The 16009-nt window shown below is 64.9% G+C and carries 13 protein-coding genes and 3 tRNA genes; 8 read left to right on the forward strand and 8 right to left on the reverse strand.

The genetic code is table 11. From position 1 onward, the window contains the following. Positions 1 to 38 precede the first annotated feature (38 nt). Positions 39 to 1478: a M23 family metallopeptidase gene (locus tag MTES_RS05285; protein WP_013584175.1), complete on the reverse strand. Its 1440-nt coding sequence runs from the start codon at positions 1476 to 1478 to the stop codon at positions 39 to 41. 213 nt (positions 1479 to 1691) lie between these two features. On the opposite strand from MTES_RS05285, the gene MTES_RS05290 reads away from it, so the two are divergent. The 3 genes from MTES_RS05290 (at position 1692) to MTES_RS05300 (ending at position 2003) form a co-directional block, all read left to right on the forward strand. Further along, positions 1692 to 1764 (forward strand) — tRNA-Glu (locus tag MTES_RS05290). A 28-nt stretch (positions 1765 to 1792) separates the two neighbouring features. Continuing rightward, positions 1793 to 1866: transfer RNA gene (locus MTES_RS05295), tRNA-Asp, on the forward strand. Positions 1867 to 1930: 64 nt separating this feature from the next. Further along, positions 1931 to 2003, forward strand: a tRNA-Phe gene (locus tag MTES_RS05300). A 258-nt stretch (positions 2004 to 2261) separates the two neighbouring features. On the opposite strand, the gene MTES_RS05305 is transcribed toward MTES_RS05300, so the two are convergent. Next, positions 2262 to 3599 (reverse strand): HEPN domain-containing protein, encoded by a 1338-nt coding sequence (locus tag MTES_RS05305; protein WP_013584176.1) that lies wholly within the window; start codon positions 3597 to 3599, stop codon positions 2262 to 2264. A 187-nt stretch (positions 3600 to 3786) separates the two neighbouring features. Here MTES_RS05305 and MTES_RS05310 point away from each other — a divergent pair, with 187 nt between their 5' ends. Next, positions 3787 to 4227 (forward strand): hypothetical protein, encoded by a 441-nt coding sequence (locus MTES_RS05310; RefSeq protein WP_013584177.1) that lies wholly within the window; start codon positions 3787 to 3789, stop codon positions 4225 to 4227. Here MTES_RS05310 and MTES_RS19225 read toward each other — a convergent pair. Together MTES_RS19225 and MTES_RS05315 are read right to left on the reverse strand one after the other, a co-directional pair. Continuing rightward, entirely contained in the window at positions 4147 to 4542 is a 396-nt protein-coding gene (locus MTES_RS19225; protein WP_013584178.1) for a hypothetical protein, read from the reverse strand. The genes MTES_RS05310 and MTES_RS19225 overlap by 81 nt on opposite strands. A gap of 1 nt (position 4543) precedes the next feature. Continuing rightward, positions 4544 to 4795 (reverse strand): hypothetical protein, encoded by a 252-nt coding sequence (locus MTES_RS05315; RefSeq protein WP_013584179.1) that lies wholly within the window; start codon positions 4793 to 4795, stop codon positions 4544 to 4546. Between the two features lie 161 nt (positions 4796 to 4956). On the opposite strand from MTES_RS05315, the gene MTES_RS05320 reads away from it, so the two are divergent. Beyond that, the gene (locus MTES_RS05320; protein WP_013584180.1) at positions 4957 to 5955 is read left to right on the forward strand and encodes an IS481 family transposase; all 999 of its coding nucleotides are present in this window, start codon (positions 4957 to 4959) and stop codon (positions 5953 to 5955) included. Positions 5956 to 5978: 23 nt separating this feature from the next. Here MTES_RS05320 and MTES_RS18790 read toward each other — a convergent pair whose 3' ends face one another. Further along, the gene (locus tag MTES_RS18790) at positions 5979 to 7367 is read right to left on the reverse strand and encodes a DNA-methyltransferase (protein ID WP_043361057.1); all 1389 of its coding nucleotides are present in this window, start codon (positions 7365 to 7367) and stop codon (positions 5979 to 5981) included. Positions 7368 to 7480: 113 nt separating this feature from the next. Between MTES_RS18790 and MTES_RS05330 the strand changes: the two genes are divergently transcribed. The 3 genes from MTES_RS05330 (at position 7481) to MTES_RS05335 (ending at position 12004) form a co-directional block, all read left to right on the forward strand. After that, the gene (locus MTES_RS05330; protein WP_013584182.1) at positions 7481 to 9241 is read left to right on the forward strand and encodes a DGQHR domain-containing protein; all 1761 of its coding nucleotides are present in this window, start codon (positions 7481 to 7483) and stop codon (positions 9239 to 9241) included. Positions 9242 to 9600: 359 nt separating this feature from the next. Then, on the forward strand, positions 9601 to 9732 hold the full coding sequence (locus MTES_RS19970) for a hypothetical protein (protein WP_269453422.1): 132 nt from the start codon (positions 9601 to 9603) through the stop codon (positions 9730 to 9732). A gap of 196 nt (positions 9733 to 9928) precedes the next feature. Then, positions 9929 to 12004, forward strand: coding sequence for an MDR family MFS transporter (locus MTES_RS05335; RefSeq protein WP_013584183.1), 2076 nt, complete (start codon positions 9929 to 9931; stop codon positions 12002 to 12004). A gap of 74 nt (positions 12005 to 12078) precedes the next feature. Here the strand turns inward: MTES_RS05335 and MTES_RS05340 are convergent, their stop codons facing one another. The 3 genes from MTES_RS05340 to MTES_RS05350 all read right to left on the reverse strand — a co-directional run bounded on the left by MTES_RS05340 (position 12079) and on the right by MTES_RS05350 (position 15947). Further along, positions 12079 to 13665: an AMP-binding protein gene (locus tag MTES_RS05340; RefSeq protein WP_013584184.1), complete on the reverse strand. Its 1587-nt coding sequence runs from the start codon at positions 13663 to 13665 to the stop codon at positions 12079 to 12081. 88 nt (positions 13666 to 13753) lie between these two features. Continuing rightward, positions 13754 to 14950 (reverse strand): chromate efflux transporter, encoded by a 1197-nt coding sequence (gene chrA / locus MTES_RS05345; RefSeq protein WP_013584185.1) that lies wholly within the window; start codon positions 14948 to 14950, stop codon positions 13754 to 13756. A gap of 40 nt (positions 14951 to 14990) precedes the next feature. Further along, on the reverse strand, positions 14991 to 15947 hold the full coding sequence (locus MTES_RS05350) for a Gfo/Idh/MocA family protein (protein ID WP_013584186.1): 957 nt from the start codon (positions 15945 to 15947) through the stop codon (positions 14991 to 14993). Positions 15948 to 16009: the final 62 nt, after the last annotated feature.

The raw sequence follows: 16009 nt of genomic DNA on the forward strand, positions 1-16009 counted from the left end.
GAAAGAACCCCCGGTCTCGGACCGGGGGTTCTTTCGTGTCAGACGTCGATTCCGCGCCAGCGCAGCCAGGGCGCCGGATCGGTGGTGCCGCCCCACGGCGGGTAGACCTCGAAGTGGAGGTGGCAGCCGAACGAGTTGCCCGTCTGCCCCGCGGCGGCGATCTGCTGCCCCGACGAGACCCAGTCGCCGGTCGACACGTAGATGCCGCCGTTGACGATGTGGGCGTAGCCCGTGCCCGAGCCGTCGGGGTGCTCGATGCGGATGTAATTGCCGTAGCCGCCGTTGTATCCGGCGTAGCTCACGCGGCCGTCGAAGGCCGCGTAGATCGGCGAGTAACACCCGGCGCCGAAGTCGAGGCCGAGGTGCCACGAGCTCGCGCAGTAGCTACCGTTGCACTGGCTCGAGCGCGGCCCGTAACCCGAGGTGGTGCCGGCCCACGAGGGACGGGACCACCCACCGGGCCCTCCGCCGCCGCCGCTGTTTCCGCCGCCACCGCCGCCGCCGTTGTCTCCACCGCCGCCGCCACCGCTGTTGTTGTTGGCGTTGTCGCGTTCTTCCTGCTCACGACGCTCGCGTTCGGCTCGGTCGCGCGCTTCCGCTTCCTCGCGTGCTTTCCGCTCGCGCTCTTCACGCGCCTTGCGCTCGGCCTCGACGCCGGCCTGGTAGTCGGCGACCGTCTTCGCGGTCGTGTCCTGGAGGGCGGCGAGCTGCGCTTCGAGGGTCGCCTGGTTCTCCTGCTGTGCCGCCAGGGCCTGCTGAGCGGCGTCGGCGGCCTGCTGAGCGGCGACCATCTTCTCTTGCGCGATCTTCTGCAGCCGGTCGCGCTCGGCGCGCGCGTCGTTCGCCTGGTTGCTCAGGTTCTTCGCGTTGTCGCGAGCCGTGACCGCCGCGGCGTACACGGCGCGGTTGCGATCGACGAGCTTGTCCATCGTGCCGAGCTTGGCGAGCAGATCGTCCGCGGTCGCGGCCGAGCCGGAGAAGAACAGATCGAGGGAGGTGTCATCGCCGCCGTCGCGGTACAGCTGTGCGGCGACCTTGCCGGCCTTGGTCGCGGCATCCGTGGCCTTCTGCGCCTCGGCGTCGGCCTGCGACTGGATCTGCTGAGCGCGGTAGTCCGCGTCGAAGTAGGCCTGCTGAGCGGTGTAGTACTCGTCGGAGCGGGCGACGACCTCGGCCTGCGTGCGCGCGACCTCGGACTGCAGTTGCTGGATCAGGCCCTGGATGCGGGTGATCTCACCCGCTTTCGCGGCTTCGTTCGCGCGCGCGGCTTCGACGTCGTCCCACGAGGGGTAGTCGGCGGCGTACGCGGGTGATCCGAACGACGGCACCGTCGCGCCGAAGGCGCCGACCGCCACGGCCCCCAGGGCTCCCAGCTTCAGCGCGCTCCGTCGGTCGAGCGACGGCCACAGGCGACGCCTCTCACTCTCGGAGGGCGCGCAACCGCAGTCGTCGTGATCTTCGGGGCGCTCGAGCGTCACGGGAATACCTTCTCTCACCGGTTCGCAACTCGGAACACAGTAGCAACACGAGTCACAGGAGCAACAGAGCGAGTCCCGCCGTTGCGGCCCATCTTCCGTCGCCGAACCCGCTTCGGCACGTACGCCACGCCCTCGATTGGCAATCTCGCGAATCATGAAGTAGGCTCGGTCGTCGGCAAGCGAGGACGAAATCGCAAGGTTTCGAGCTCATCCGGCCCCATCGTTTAGCGGCCTAGGACGCCGCCCTTTCACGGCGGTAGCACGGGTTCGAATCCCGTTGGGGTCACTTTCCGGCAGAACAACTAAATACGCATGGCCCTGTAGCGCAGTTGGTTAGCGTGCCGCCCTGTCACGGCGGAGGTCGCGGGTTCAAGTCCCGTCAGGGTCGCTCTGAGCGACGGGCCCTTTTCGGAGGGCCTTTCGTTTCGGTCGCGGCATCCATGGTGTCGCGAGGCTCTGTAGCTCAGTTGGTAGAGCGCACGACTGAAAATCGTGAGGTCACGGGATCGACGCCCGTCGGAGCCACACGGATCACCGTTACAGTGATCCCAGAAACCCTCGCCTAGCTTCTACATGGCGGGGGTTTTGCTTTTCCCTGATGAGGGGCAACTTCCGGAGAATTGTGTCGCGCTGCTTTGGTCCGCTCGTTGAGCGAGCGAGGCGAATCGAAGCGTCGCGGTCGGATGCCGGCGACACGAGGTCGCTGTCTAGTTGGGCCGGTCGCGGGCCGGTTGTGGAGCCATATTCGGTTCGAGTCTCTGCGAGCAGGGTCGATAGGCGCGCTTAGGACGATCTCCGAACAAGTGGCGCGCTTTGCGGGTCGTCGCCCAAGCGGGACTCAACGTCGGCCGCCGGCACCCCCAACTCGATCGCTATCCACGCGCGCACAGCCAGTACCGATTCACGCCACGTGTTTGCTACATCGACGTAGTCCGGCGCTTGTCTATTCGCGTGCTTGATCCCGTTGTAGACCGCAACGGTCCTGTCAACCCAGGTCGGGCCGTCGAATGGAAGGCATGTGCCGAGATCCATAAGAATGCGCTCCAACCTTTCCCTGAGGGACGACTGCGCGGCCTTCTTTTCGCTGATCCCGTCGCGGACCAGGAGCAGGTAGCCAAGCGCTTCTAGCCCTGGCCCTGTGTGCGCGAGACGCGTGTGTGCCGTGGTGTTTCGCAGGTCGATGCTGCTGATGACCGGATCGAAAGCGCGCGCGAACTCGTCTCGAAGTTTGAGCCAGCTCTGCAGACCTGTCACCCCCAACTCGGAATAGGTGATCAGGTGCTGGCGGTAGCCCTTGGGGGGCGGCTTTCTCTCATCGTTCACCACAACGACCTCACGCCACTGGTCTCCGTGGGTCGCGCCGTCCATAGTCGTGAGTGGGTCATCATCGCGATGCGCGCGGACCTCGACAACCGACTCGTCCCACCACCGAGATACCACCAGCAGGTCTCGAATCGCCCGATGCACCTGTAGGTGATCTTCCCAATCGAGCGGCGTCGAACTCACTGTCGTGCACCGCAAGAGGTCCATGAGAACCCGCTCGTCATCAGCGCCAGCCGGTTTCAGTCCCCATCCGGGACGAAACTCCAGTGCCACGCCAGAGTGCGCACCTATCACTATCGAAGGCTGCGCTTTTGACTTGAGCGTGTACTCGGTACGCCCCTCGAGCCAGCGATCCTCCTCTGCCCACGACGTGATGCCCAACCACTCGCGCAGGCCGGAGATCTCCGTCTGTAGTCCGTGCGGGCGGTCGAATTCCTTCAGCTCGCCAACCCCCAGCACCGCAGCGTGTGCCCACAGATTTCCGCTACCGGGTCCCAGCGCGTTGGCATGGAATCCCTGCGTCCAGCAGCGTATTAGGAGGACCGGCCCGTGTGAGTCGTGGAAAATAACACGCTTTGGCAACGGCGTGATCGTCTTCGGCTGTCCTCCGGCACCAATTTCTAACCGGCGGCTTCCGAGGAACCACCCCGCATACGGCGAATCGGGCGACGACCAACTGATGTTGATTCCGATCCCCCGGTCGGACCGCTCAAGTGTGACCTTGACCTCGGGAGTGTTCGCGTCTCCGTCGATAAAGTCACCGATTCGGCGAGTTCCTCGAGTCAAAACATTCGGCAATTGTCCGTCCTTACTTCGCGGGGAGCCCAAGCCCCCATCGTCGCGCGATCCTGTGCAGGTTGGAAGAGGCTCTTCAACTCAACGACCCGCACACATAGCGCGTGCTAGCGGTTGGTCGACGACACGGCCGGTGGACACTCCAGACCCCTGATGAGATACTTGTCGGTTCTGCGCAGGGAGGTCAGTGATGGACGACAAGGGTCAGAGCGAGGATTGGAATGGCATCATCCGCGAGATGATCGCCGATGCCACGGAAAGTGCGCCGACCGAACCCGGCGTGTACAAGATGCCCTGCGGAGAGTGCATCGTCGACTTCTTCCTGAACGCCGAGGGTCAGGAGCGGTGGCTCGTCGCCGGTGACGCACGCTCCTACACTCGCGATACGGTCGCGATCGCCCGTCACGGCGAACACCCCTGGCAAAGGCTGTACACCCTCGCAGAGGCCGCCTCCAAGATCGCGGCGCTCGCGGCGAGCCGGAAGGTCAGCGTTGACCACTTGCTCGAGGAAATTGTCGAGACGATCGACAACCGAGAGACTCAGCGCATTTCACAAGATCGGCTGGCCACGGACTCGGAGCCGCTCGAGGAGGTCGCCGATCGCTTCGGCATCGATCTCAGAGACGTGTGAGGAAAGTCGCGAGTCGCAAGCCGACGGCTTCCTTGGGCCACCGGAGTCCTTCGTAGCGGGGCCATCTTCGTCGAGGGCTCGGACGATGCGTTCGTAATCGTTCTCGTCGATGAGGCCGTTAATGAACGCGTACTCGACGGCCTCGAAGCTGTTGTCGCGGAACTCCCAGTCGTCGGCGAGACCAGTCGTTCGATACTGCGGCTCGTAACGCCATGACAACAGGATGCTAACCAGCTCTTCACGCGAGATCCGCTCGTCCGCGGCGGCACGGACCACGTCCATCGCTGTCGAGAACTCGGAGTTGGACCCACTCACTTCACCACCTCCAGATAGCGTCGGGGATCTCGGCTCCGACGATGAGCGAGAGCTTCCGTTTGGTCTTGTCGAGCGTGTTCCCCAAGGTTGCACGATCCGCGGACGGGATCAGGAGCTCCGGGTACCCGTCGAGCGCGACCCACCCACTGAGCAGAAGGAGATCCAGATCCCACTCTGTGCTCGACAGTTCGCGGTAGCGTTCGCGAGAGCGCTCGACGTCGGCCTCGGCATCCGCTCGGTCCCACCCGTTCACTCGACACAGAGTCGCGATAACGGACTCCCAACGGCCGTTGAGCTCCGCTAGCTGTGCTGCCCAGGGACGTTGGTTGAGGTGTGACGCGATGGACGGGTGAGGACCTCCCGGTCGAGAGTGGAGCTGTCTAGTTCCCGCACTCGATGACCAAGGAGGTCCTCGTGACCCACGCTAACGCTGCTCTGACACCGCGCCAACGCCTTCGACTCGCCCGGCAGGTCGTCGATGACGGCTGGTCTGTCGCTGCGGCGGCGGCCCATTTCCGGGTGTCGTGGCGCACCGCGGAGCGGTGGGCTCGCCGGTACGTCGAAATGGGCGAACAGGGTATGCACGATCGTTCCTCGAGGCCTCATCGCAGTCCGAGCAAGACCCCGCGGCAGCTGGTTCGCAAGGTCGTGCACCTGCGATGGAAGCAGCGGCTGGGGCCGGTCGGGATCGGCGCCCGGCTCGGGATGCCCGCGTCGACTGTTCACGCCGTTCTCACCCGTTGCCACATCAATCGGCTCAGCCACGTCGATGTCCGCACCGGCGAACCCGCCCGCCGTTACGAACACGAACACCCCGGTTCGATGATCCACGTCGACGTCAAAAAGCTCGGCAACATCCCCGACGGCGGCGGCTGGCGATACGTCGGCCGCTTCCAGGGCGACCGCAACCGCGCCATCACAGCCAAACACACCGGCAAACGCGGCATCGCCGGCGACATGATCACGGGCACCGCGTTCGTCCACACCGTCATCGACGACCACTCCCGCGTCGCTTACGCCGAGATCCACGACGACGAAACCGCCGCCACCGCCATCGCCGTTCTACGCCGAGCCGTCGGCTGGTTCGCTGCACGCGGCGTCACCGTCGAACGTGTCCTCTCCGACAACGGCTCGGCCTACCGGTCCTTCGCCTGGCGCGACGCCTGCGCCGAGCTCAGCATCCACCCCAAACGCACCCGCCCCTACCGGCCGCAGACCAACGGCAAGATCGAACGCTTCCACCGCACCCTCGCCGAGGGCTGGGCCTACTCCCGGCACTACAACTCCGAATCAGCCCGCCGAAACGCGCTCCCGGCCTGGCTGCACTCCTACAATCACCACAGGCCCCACACCGCAATCGGAAGCCACCCACCCATCAGCAGATTGACCAACCTGCCTGGGCAGCACATCTAGAGCATCGAGCGCGCCGAGTCGGCTCAGCGCTCTTCGAGTTCGACTCGCACGTCGATCGGGGATAACACGGGAGGGACACCGTTCATGTCGATTGCTTCGATCCACGGCCCGAGACTCTCGGTCCTGACTTTCCCGCGCGACTTCCACGTTCTCCCGCCGAGGTAGAAGCTCAACTCGCTATGTCCTTCCAGCTGTCGACCAAGATCGCTTAGGCGAAGCACCACCGTCTCTGCCGTGACTCCGTACTTTGAGAGCGGTGCGATGCCGCTCACACGCCCGGCCGCGCTCAACAGTTTTGCGATGCCATCCTCAGAAGTGGTTGACGGTACGACGATCATGCAGGTGATCGAGGCGTATGGGCTCGACGTCGGAGCAGCGCTCAGATCGGCAGCAAGCACAACAGTGCCGAGAAGATCGTCTCTCTGAACTCCGGAGCGCATCAGTTGCTTCACGAGTTCCTTGGAGTACTTGAGCACGCGAAGCGAAAGCAGGGTGCCGGTAATGTCTAGCGAGTCCACGTCCAACAGAACTTGCTCCGAACGAAGCTGCGTGGGTCTGACGTGTTGCTCGTAGATGCGACAAAACTCGGGATTCAGCTCGGTCCCAAGAGGGCGGCGACCCTCGGCCTCGCTTACCGCTGCGACCATTCCGCTACCAGAAAAGGGATCGAAGACTACGTCCCCGGGATCAGTCGACAGCGAAACGATTCTCTTCACCAACTCGGGCGGGAAGGGGCAAGCGTGGCGCAAGTCATTCGATGCCCAACTGCCCTGGACGGGAATCGGGATGTCCCAGACATTGTCTGGCGTCATTCCCCAGGGGTTGTGACGCTCAGGGTACTTAACCCACCAACTCCTCATACCCCGAATATCGCGCAAGCGATCGACATGATATTTGAACGACGAGCCTTTTACGAAGTAGAGCACGTACTCGAAGCCGTTCCGCAGGCGGCCTTTGGATGCCCAAGGGCGGGTCCGGTCCTTGCGCCACACGATCGTGTCTCGCAATGTCCAACCAGCGGCGGTCGCTTGCGCTGCGAGGTCAAACGGTAGCGGAACGAGGCGCGACGGCTTGCCTGCACCTTGCGGTTCCATGAGCGTGTCGGCAACGAGCCACATAGAGCCTTCGTCGCGAGTCCACGAGAAGATATCCTCGAAGACCGTTCGGCACTCAGCCAGGTAGGACTCGTACGACTGACCAAAACCGATCTGATCAGGTGTGCCGTAGTTGACGAGATTGGCGTACGGAGGCGACGTGATCGTCGTCGTCAGGAACGGAGCCGTCGGGCTCTCGCTAGCCCTCGCGATCTCGGTTAGGAACTCTCCGGTACGGCGGGCATCGCGCTGATGGACTGTCCAGACTGCCCGATCAACGCTCGCGGGATGCTGGCGTGCAGTAGACAGGTCGGACACGCTCAACCCCGGGTTCCTTCGCGCATGTGGTAATCATAATTCGAAGCTCTGACAGTCGGCCGCGCCGCACCAGACGAGGATCCAGCGCCAGCGCGCCGAGAGGACGAACCACGGTGGTTACCCGTAAGCCCCTGACGCAGGCGCAGTTGCAGCGACGCGAGCAGACGACTTTCACTCGGCGCATACACACCATGTTTACCAATGCTGGATTCGTATATCTACCAACCAACGGCATAGAACGTAAGTTCGGCAACAAGGTTGGGGAGCTAGATCAGGTGTTCGTTTTTGAGAACATCGTGCTGGTTTGCGAAGACACTGTCGAGAAGTCACCGCGTGATCACCTCAAGAACAAGAAGATTCTCGCTGACGAAATTGCGGCGAATACCGCGGACCTGATCTCCTGGCTAACGACGGACTTCGGGGACCGCCTGAGCGTGTTCGATGACTACGACGTGTCGCGCTACAAGGTCTTTTTCCTGTACTTCTCCAAGAATGAGATCGAACTGGACGTAGCGGACATAGATCTCTTCAAGCCCGTGACGGTTGTCCCTCCGGCGACGCTTAGCTATTTCGTCAAGATGACGCAGAACATCAAGAGAAGTGCTCGAACGGACATCTTCCGATTCTTGGACATAAGCTCGGCAGATCTCGGACTACCGAACGCCGCAGACGGTGCAAAGAAGATTCCGACTTCCATCATCTATCCGGTAGACAATACCGGCTTTCGCAACGGTGTACGCGTTGTGTCATTTATGATGTCGGCAGACATGCTCCTTCGGAACTCCTACGTGCTGCGCAAGGACAACTGGCAGGACACCATCGAGCTGTATCAGCGACTGATTGAACGTGACCGGATACTGAAAATCCGCAAGTTCCTCACTGAAAGAAGAAGCACCTTCATCAACAACATCATTGTGAGCTTGCCCTCGTCTGTAGAGTTCAAGGACGACAAAGGCCAAGCCGTGCAACTGAAAGATGTGAGTAGCTTCGACGGCCACACCATGTTGATTCCGGATGAAATGAACTCGATCTGCGTGATCGATGGTCAGCACAGAATCTTTGCTCACTATGAGGGGCTTGATCAATTGGAGCCTCAGGTCGCAAAACTACGCAAGAAGTTCCATCTCCTTGTCACCGGACTGATTTTTCCAGAGAATATGACTGATCTCGAGCGCCGCAAATTCGAGAGCGAACTGTTTCTAGATATAAATTCTAACGCCAAGCCGGTCCCGCAGGACGTCCTGTTGTTCATTGAGACATTGAAGGATCCCTTCTCTGACCTGGGTGTAGCGCGGCAGGTGCTCATGAAACTGAATGATCGCGCGCCCTTCCGAAACCTCTTCCAGATGTCGCTCATGGATGATGGAAAGATCAAGATCGCGTCGATTATCAAGTTTGCGTTGCGTTATGTGGTCGATATTGTGGACGCGCCTGACCGGCTTTTTCACTACTGGGGCACTGAAGAGGATCGTGAGGAGCTACTCAAGCAGAAAGAGAAGAAGACCAGCCGTGCTCAGCTGGAGCAGTTTGTCGACTTCGCGGCGGGAGTGCTGTCGACATACTTCTCCGCGGTCAAGGCCACCAACTCCGCGGCGTGGGATGAAGCGGAGACCAAGATCCGGTCAACCACGGCGATCAACGGCTACGTGATCGCACTCCGGAGATCTCTGGAAGGTCACGGCGTCCTTGACTTCGCAGGTTACAAGAAGCTCCTTGGATCCGTAGACGTGAGCTTTTCGAAGAGCGAATTTCCGTACGCATCGAGTCAGTACGCCAAGTTCTCCCGCCAAATACTCAAAGAGGCCTTCGGGGTGGACGACGCTGCCGAAGAAGAGCTCGGCCTGCCAGCTGGTGAGATTCCAGTCGCGCCCTGACTGTGGGCCGGTCCCGGGCCGGAAACTCGGCTCAAACCACCCAAAACCAGCCATCACCAACGAGCACGAATTCCGCGGAATCACGCAACAAACGAGCACTCGTGAGCACCCGCAAACCCGGCGTATACAACTGAAAATCGTGAGGTCACGGGATCGACGCCCGTCGGAGCCACAAGGATGACCGTTACAGTCATCCCAGAAACCCTCGCCTAGCTTCTACATGGCGGGGGTTTTGCTTTTGCCTAGTGAGGGCCTGTTCCGGGGACTCATAGGCAAGAACGTGTGAATGGCTTGCCTCTGCCGATAGGGCACAAGTTCCCGCTCGCGTGCCCCGGCATCCAGGGCGCGTCAGGCGCGTCATGCACAGGCTCCTCGCCTCGCTCGCCGTCAGCTTGGCCGTGGCCGTGGCAGCGGCGCTCTGCGGGGCGACGATCCCCGCGTTGCTCGCGCGCGAAGGCCGGCTGTTCTCGTTGTTCAAAGCGCGCACCTGAGTCGACGGTCGCGGCCCATGCAACGAGCACCCGCGAGCGGTCGGGAGGCCACGTCGCCGCGCTGACGTAAGCGTTCACCCAACGCAGCCACCAGTCGCCTCGAGACGCGCTACACTTTGTTGACTTTTAGCAAACACCTGGCGCTCGACTGAGCCATCCCGAGCCGTCCGCCAGGCCTTCTCTCGAAGAGGCCCCGATGTCAGACATCACCCGAACCCGCCGCGCGCACACGGCACCGACCACCACGGGCGCAACGAACACGGTCATGACCCACCGCATGATCATGTTCGTGATCTTCGGCCTCATGGCCGGCATGTTCCTGTCCGCTCTCGACCAGACCGTCGTCGGCACCTCGATCCGCACGATCGGCGACGACCTGCAGGGCCTCAGCCTGCAGGCGTGGGTCACCACCGCCTACCTGATCGTGTCGACCATCTCGACGCCGATCTACGGCAAGCTCTCCGACATCTTCGGACGCCGCCCGCTCTTCCTCATCGCGATCCTCATCTTCATCGTCGGATCGATCCTCGCGAGCTTCTCGACCTCGATGATCGAGCTCGCCGCGTTCCGCGCGATCCAGGGCCTGGGCGCCGGTGGCCTCATGTCGATGCCGCTCGCGATCATGGGCGACATCCTCGCGCCGCGCGAGCGCGCGAAGTACCAGGGGTACTTCCTCGCCGTCTTCGGAATCTCGAGCGTCATCGGACCCCTCGTCGGCGGCGTCTTCGCCGGCGCGAGCCAGATCCTCTTCATCACCGGCTGGCGCTGGGTCTTCCTCATCAACGTCCCGATCGGGATCGCGGCGCTCGCGATCGTCTGGCGCTTCCTGCACATCCCCAAGCAGCCGCGCCACTCGGTCCGCATCGACTGGTGGGGAGCCACGACAGTCATCGTCGCGCTCGTCCCGCTCCTCCTCGTCGCCGAGCAGGGTCGCGAGTGGGGCTGGGGCTCGCCGATTGCGATCGCCTGCTACGTCGTCGGGGCTCTCGGCATCCTGGCCTTCGTCATCGCCGAGACCTACATGAAGGACGACGCGCTCATCCCGCTGAAGCTCTTCCGCTCGTCGACCTTCTCGATGGCGACCGTCATCGGTGTGCTCGTCGGCTTCGGCATGTTCGGTGCGATGCTGACGCTCCCGCTGTACCTGCAGCTCGTGCTCGGGTCGTCGCCCACGCAGAGCGGTTTCGAGATGCTGCCGATGATCCTCGGCCTCATGATCGCCTCGATCGTGAGCGGTCAGCTCATCGCCCGCACGGGTCGCTACCGCATGTTCCCGATCCTGGGCACGCTGCTGATGTCCGTCGGCTTCTTCCTGCTGACGTTCCTCAAGTACGACACCCCGTACTGGCAGGTCGCCGTCTCGATGCTCGTGATCGGCCTGGGACTCGGGCAGCTCATGCAGACGCTCACCATCGCGAGCCAGAACTCCGTGGGCCTGCGCGACATGGGTGTGGCGACGAGCGGCTCGACGTTCTTCCGCCAGATCGGTGGAACGCTCGGCACGGCCGTGCTGCTCTCGCTGCTGTTCACGCTCATGCCGTCGAACATCATCGGCTCGTTCAGCGACCGCACGACCCTGACCGACGCGCTCGACGCGGCCTTCGACCCCACCGTCGCATCGGCACCCGCGAACGAGAAGATCATGACCGGGATCTACACCCCGATCGTCTCGAAGACTTCGGATGCCATCACCCAGCAGGTGCAGCAGGGTGTGCAGCAGGCGACGGATGCCGCGACCCAGGCCGTCGCAGCCCAGGTTGCGGCGGGTCAGATCCCGGCGGCGGCGCAAGCGCAGGCGACCCAGGCCGCGGTGTCGCAGGCCATCGCCGCGGCGACGACGAAGATCCAGGAGCAGGTGCCCGTCGCGCGGGTCGCCGCCGACGGAACGGTTTCGCTCGACTTCTCGGACCCGGCGCAGCGCGCAGCCTTCGTCGACACCGTCGCGACCACCCTCGAGGACCAGTTCTCGGCGGGCGACGAGAACACCTCGATCGGCGACTCGACCCTCGACGACACCTCGTTCCTCGTCGGGGCGGACGCGCGGCTGACGAAGCCGTTCCTGGTCGGGTTCAACTCGTCGGCCGTCTCGGTCTACTGGGTGGCGATGTCCGTCGTGCTCCTCGCCTTCGTCCTGTCGCTCTTCTTCCGCACGCCGCCGCTGCGCGCGAAGTCGGCGCTGCAGGAGGCCGCCGACGAGCGCCGCGGTCGCGACGACGAAGAGAAGCGCGCCGAGGAGTCCGCCGCGCAGACCGGTGCGCTGATCGCGCCGTAACCGCCCACAACACGCCGAAGGGCGGGGCCGTCGACACGACGCCCCGCCCTTCGGCGTTCTGAAGCCTTCGCGTCCTACCCGCGCTCGCGCGCCCGGAGGTCCTTCCGCAGGATCTTGCCCGAGGTCGACTTCGGGATCGCGTCGATGAACTCGACGCGGCGCACCTTCTTGTGCGGGGCCACCTCGGCGGCCACGAACGCCATCACCTCGTCCGCGGTCAGCCCCGAGTCGGGCGCGGCGACCACGAAGGCCTTGGGGATCTCCTGCTTGTCGTCGTCGTCCACGCCGATGACGGCGGCATCCATGATCCTCGGATGCGAGAGGAGCAGAGCCTCGAGCTCGGCAGGGGCGATCTGATAGCCCTTGTACTTGATCAGCTCCTTGAGCCTGTCGACGATCGCGAAGTACCCGCTGACGTGGTGCACGCCGATGTCGCCCGTGTGCAGGAAGCCGTCGGCATCCAGGGTCTCCTCCGTCGCGTCGGGGCGGTTCAGGTAGCCGAGCATGACGTTCGGCCCGCGCACCCAGATCTCGCCCGGGAGGGTGAGGCCGTCGTCGCCGTGCTCCTCGATCTCGGCTCCCGTCTCGGGGTCGATGAGCTTCGCGTCGACGTTCGGTAGCAGCACCCCGACCGAGCTCGCGGGCATGTCGACGCGATCATCGGGCACGGCGTGCGACACGGGACTGAGCTCGCTCATGCCGTAACCCTGGAGGATGCGGGCGCCCATCCGCCCGGCGGCGGCTTCGGCGGTCTCTCCGTCGAGGGGTGCCGCACCCGAGAACACCGTGCGGACCGACGAGGTGTCGAAGTCGTCGACCACGGGATGCTTCGCCAGAGCGACCGCGATCGGCGGGGCGATGAAGAGGAACGTGCAGCGGTACTCCTGGATGTTCCGGAGGAAGTCGACGAGATCGAAACGCGGCATCGTCACGAGGCTCGCGCGCTGACGAAGGGCCAGGTTCAGCAGCACCGTCATCCCGTAGATGTGGAAGAAGGGCAGGACCGCGAGCACCCGATCGTCGCGATGCAGCTCGATGACGACCCGGCACTGGTGGACGTTCGCCACGAGGTTGCGGTGGGTGAGCATGACGCCCTTGGGGATGCCGGTCGTCCCCGACGAGTACGGCAGGACGGCCACGTGCGTCGACGGGTCGAAGCTCACCTCGGGTGGCGTGCGTCCCTCCGCGAGCAGGCTCCGCAGGTCGGGATGCCCCTCCGCCCCGTCGAGCACGATCACCCGGTCGTCGGGGATGCCCGCCGCCCGCGCCGCGTCGGCCGCAGGCCCGAGCAGCGGAGAGACGGTCACGAGCCAGGTGGCCTCGGCATCCCGGATCTGATTCTCGATCTCGTGGGCGGTATAGAGGGAGTTGATCGTCGTGACGACTCCACCCAGACGCAGGATGCCGTGGAACACCGTCGCGAAAGCGGGCACGTTGGGGCAGAGCACGGCCACCACGGTCTCGGTGTCGACTCCGCGGGCGGCGAGCGCCCCCGCGAACGCGTCTACCTGGGCGCGCAGCGCGCCGTAGGTCGTCTCGGCTCCGCTCGCCGGATCGATCAGCGCGACACGGTCGAGGTCGGCCTCCTCGAGCGAACCGAACAGATCGTCGTAGATGCTCACGTCGGGGATGTCGATGCGCGGGTACGGACTCTGGAACACGGGCTTCTCCTTCGAAACCGGACGGCGTGCGCCCATCCTGGCACCGTTGAGACCCGGTGTCACGAACGGCGGGACCGAGAATCGCGACCTAAGCGACGAGGTGGATCGTCACCCCGCCGACGGCGCCCACCAGAACCACCGCCCACGCCGGCACGCGGAACCTCGTCAGCAGCACGAAACCGAGCAGCGCCAGAAGGAAAGGGGCGGGCCCGGTCACCGCGGTCGTGAACACGGGCGTGTAGAGAGCCGCACCCAGGATGCCGACGACCGCCGCGTTCGCCCCGCGCATCGCCGCGCGGACGAGAGGCCGTTCGCGCACGGCATCCCAGAACGGGAGAACGCCCACGAGCACGAGGAAACCCGGGAGGAAGATCGCCGCGAGGGCGATCGCCGCCCCCGCGATCCCGCCGGGGCCGACCGTGCTCACGGCGCCGAGGAACGCGGCGAACGTGAAGAGCGGACCGGGGACAGCCTGGGCGGCTCCGTAGCCGGCGAGGAAGGTCTCGGGCGACACCCACCCCGTCTGCACGACCTCCGCCTGCAGGAGAGGGAGCACGACGTGACCGCCACCGAAGACGAGGGCGCCCGAGCGGAAGAAGGCGTCGGCGAGAGCGAGAGCGCCCGAGCCGCTGACGGCGGCGAGCGCCGGGAGACCGATCAGTGCCGCTCCGGCGAGCACGAGGCATCCGATCGCGACCGCCCGGGGGACCCCGAAGGTGGGCAACGGCGCTGAGGCCGCTTCGGTCACTCCGCGCAGGAGCAGAAGGCCCGCCACCACGCCGATGGCGAGAGCACCGAGCTGCCCGACCGCTCCCGGGGCGAGAAGCGCCAGGGCCGCCGCGGCGAGCGCGATGCCCGCCCGCGTGGCGTCGGGGGTCAGCGTGCGGGCCATCCCCCACACCGCTTGCACGACGATCGCGACGGCGATGATCGTGAGGCCCTCGAGGACACCGGCACCGATCGGACCGCCGAACACCGCGGCCCCGCCCGCGAACGCGACGAGCAACACGGCGGACGGGAGCGTGAACGCGAGGAACGCCGCGATCGCACCGAGGAATCCGGCGCGCTGCAGGCCCATCGCGAAACCGACCTGGCTCGACGCCGGGCCCGGGAGGAACTGGCACAGGGCGACGAGGTCGGCGTAGGCGCGATCGTCCATCCACTTCCGCCGGACGACGAGGTCGTCGCGGAAGTACCCGAGGTGCGCGATCGGTCCGCCGAACGAGGTCAGCCCGAGGCGGAGGAACGCCCGGAAGACCTCCCACGGGGTCCCTGTTCTGCGCATCGACCCGTCCTATCGGCCCCGGGAGAACAGCGGGTGAACGTCAGCGCAGCGGCTCGGCGAGCAGCGCGTCGACGAGGCGCAGCGTCGCGGTCGTGCGGTCCTGGTCCGCGGTGATGTCGGCGCCGTCGATCGCGTCGCGCAGGCGTTCGACCTCGCCGACCATGACGTTCTCGGGTGCCTCGACCCGGATCACCTCGGCGCTCGCGCCGTGCGGGGTGAGCTCGAGCGTCCGCGGGGCGTCGATCGCGTCGATCCGCAGAGACGCTTCCTCACCCTGGATCTCACTGGACAGCCCGGTGCCGGTGATCTTCGACCAGGCGATGTCGGCGACGAATCCGTCGTAGACAGCGAGGGCGCTCCCCAGCCCGTCGGTTCCCGAGGCGATGCCGACTCGCACGCCCTGGACGGCCCGCGGCACACCGAAGAGCTGCACGAGGGCGTGCAGCGGGTAGACCCCGAGATCGCGCAGCGCGCTTCCCCCCAGCGCCGGATCGAAGATGTTGGTCTGCTCGCCCGCGAGCACGTGGTCGTACCGCGCCGAGCGCTTCTCGTAGCGCAGCGAGACGCGGCGCACGGTGCCGAGCCGCGGCAGGAGGTCGGCCACGACCGCGAGTCCCGGGTCGTATGCGCTCCGCATCGCCTCCAGCAACACGACACCCCGGGCCGTGGCCCGTCCGACGAGCTCCTCCCACTGCGGAGCGGTCAGCGTCGCCGGCTTCTCGACGAGGACCGGGATGCCGGCATCCAGAGCCGTCTGCGCCTGCGCGACGTGCGCGGAGTTCGGGCTCGCGAGGTACACGGCGTCGACGTCGGCGGCGGCGAGGAGCTCCTCGAGTCCCACCGCGATCCCCGCGGCGCCGACCTTCATGGCGAACGCCCGCGCGCGCTCCGCGTCGCGCGAGGCGATGCGGCTCACCTCGACCCCGTCGACGACGCCGACGGCCTCGGCGAAGCGTTCGGAGATGGTGCTGGTGCCGACGATGCCGATGCGGATCATCCCCCCATCATCGCGGGTCACCCGCTCACCGCCCGCTCGGCATGGCCAGGGAGTGCGCGAAT

The sequence above is a fragment of the Microbacterium testaceum StLB037 genome, from assembly GCF_000202635.1.
GTDB classification, from domain to species: Bacteria; Actinomycetota; Actinomycetes; order Actinomycetales; family Microbacteriaceae; genus Microbacterium; species Microbacterium testaceum_F.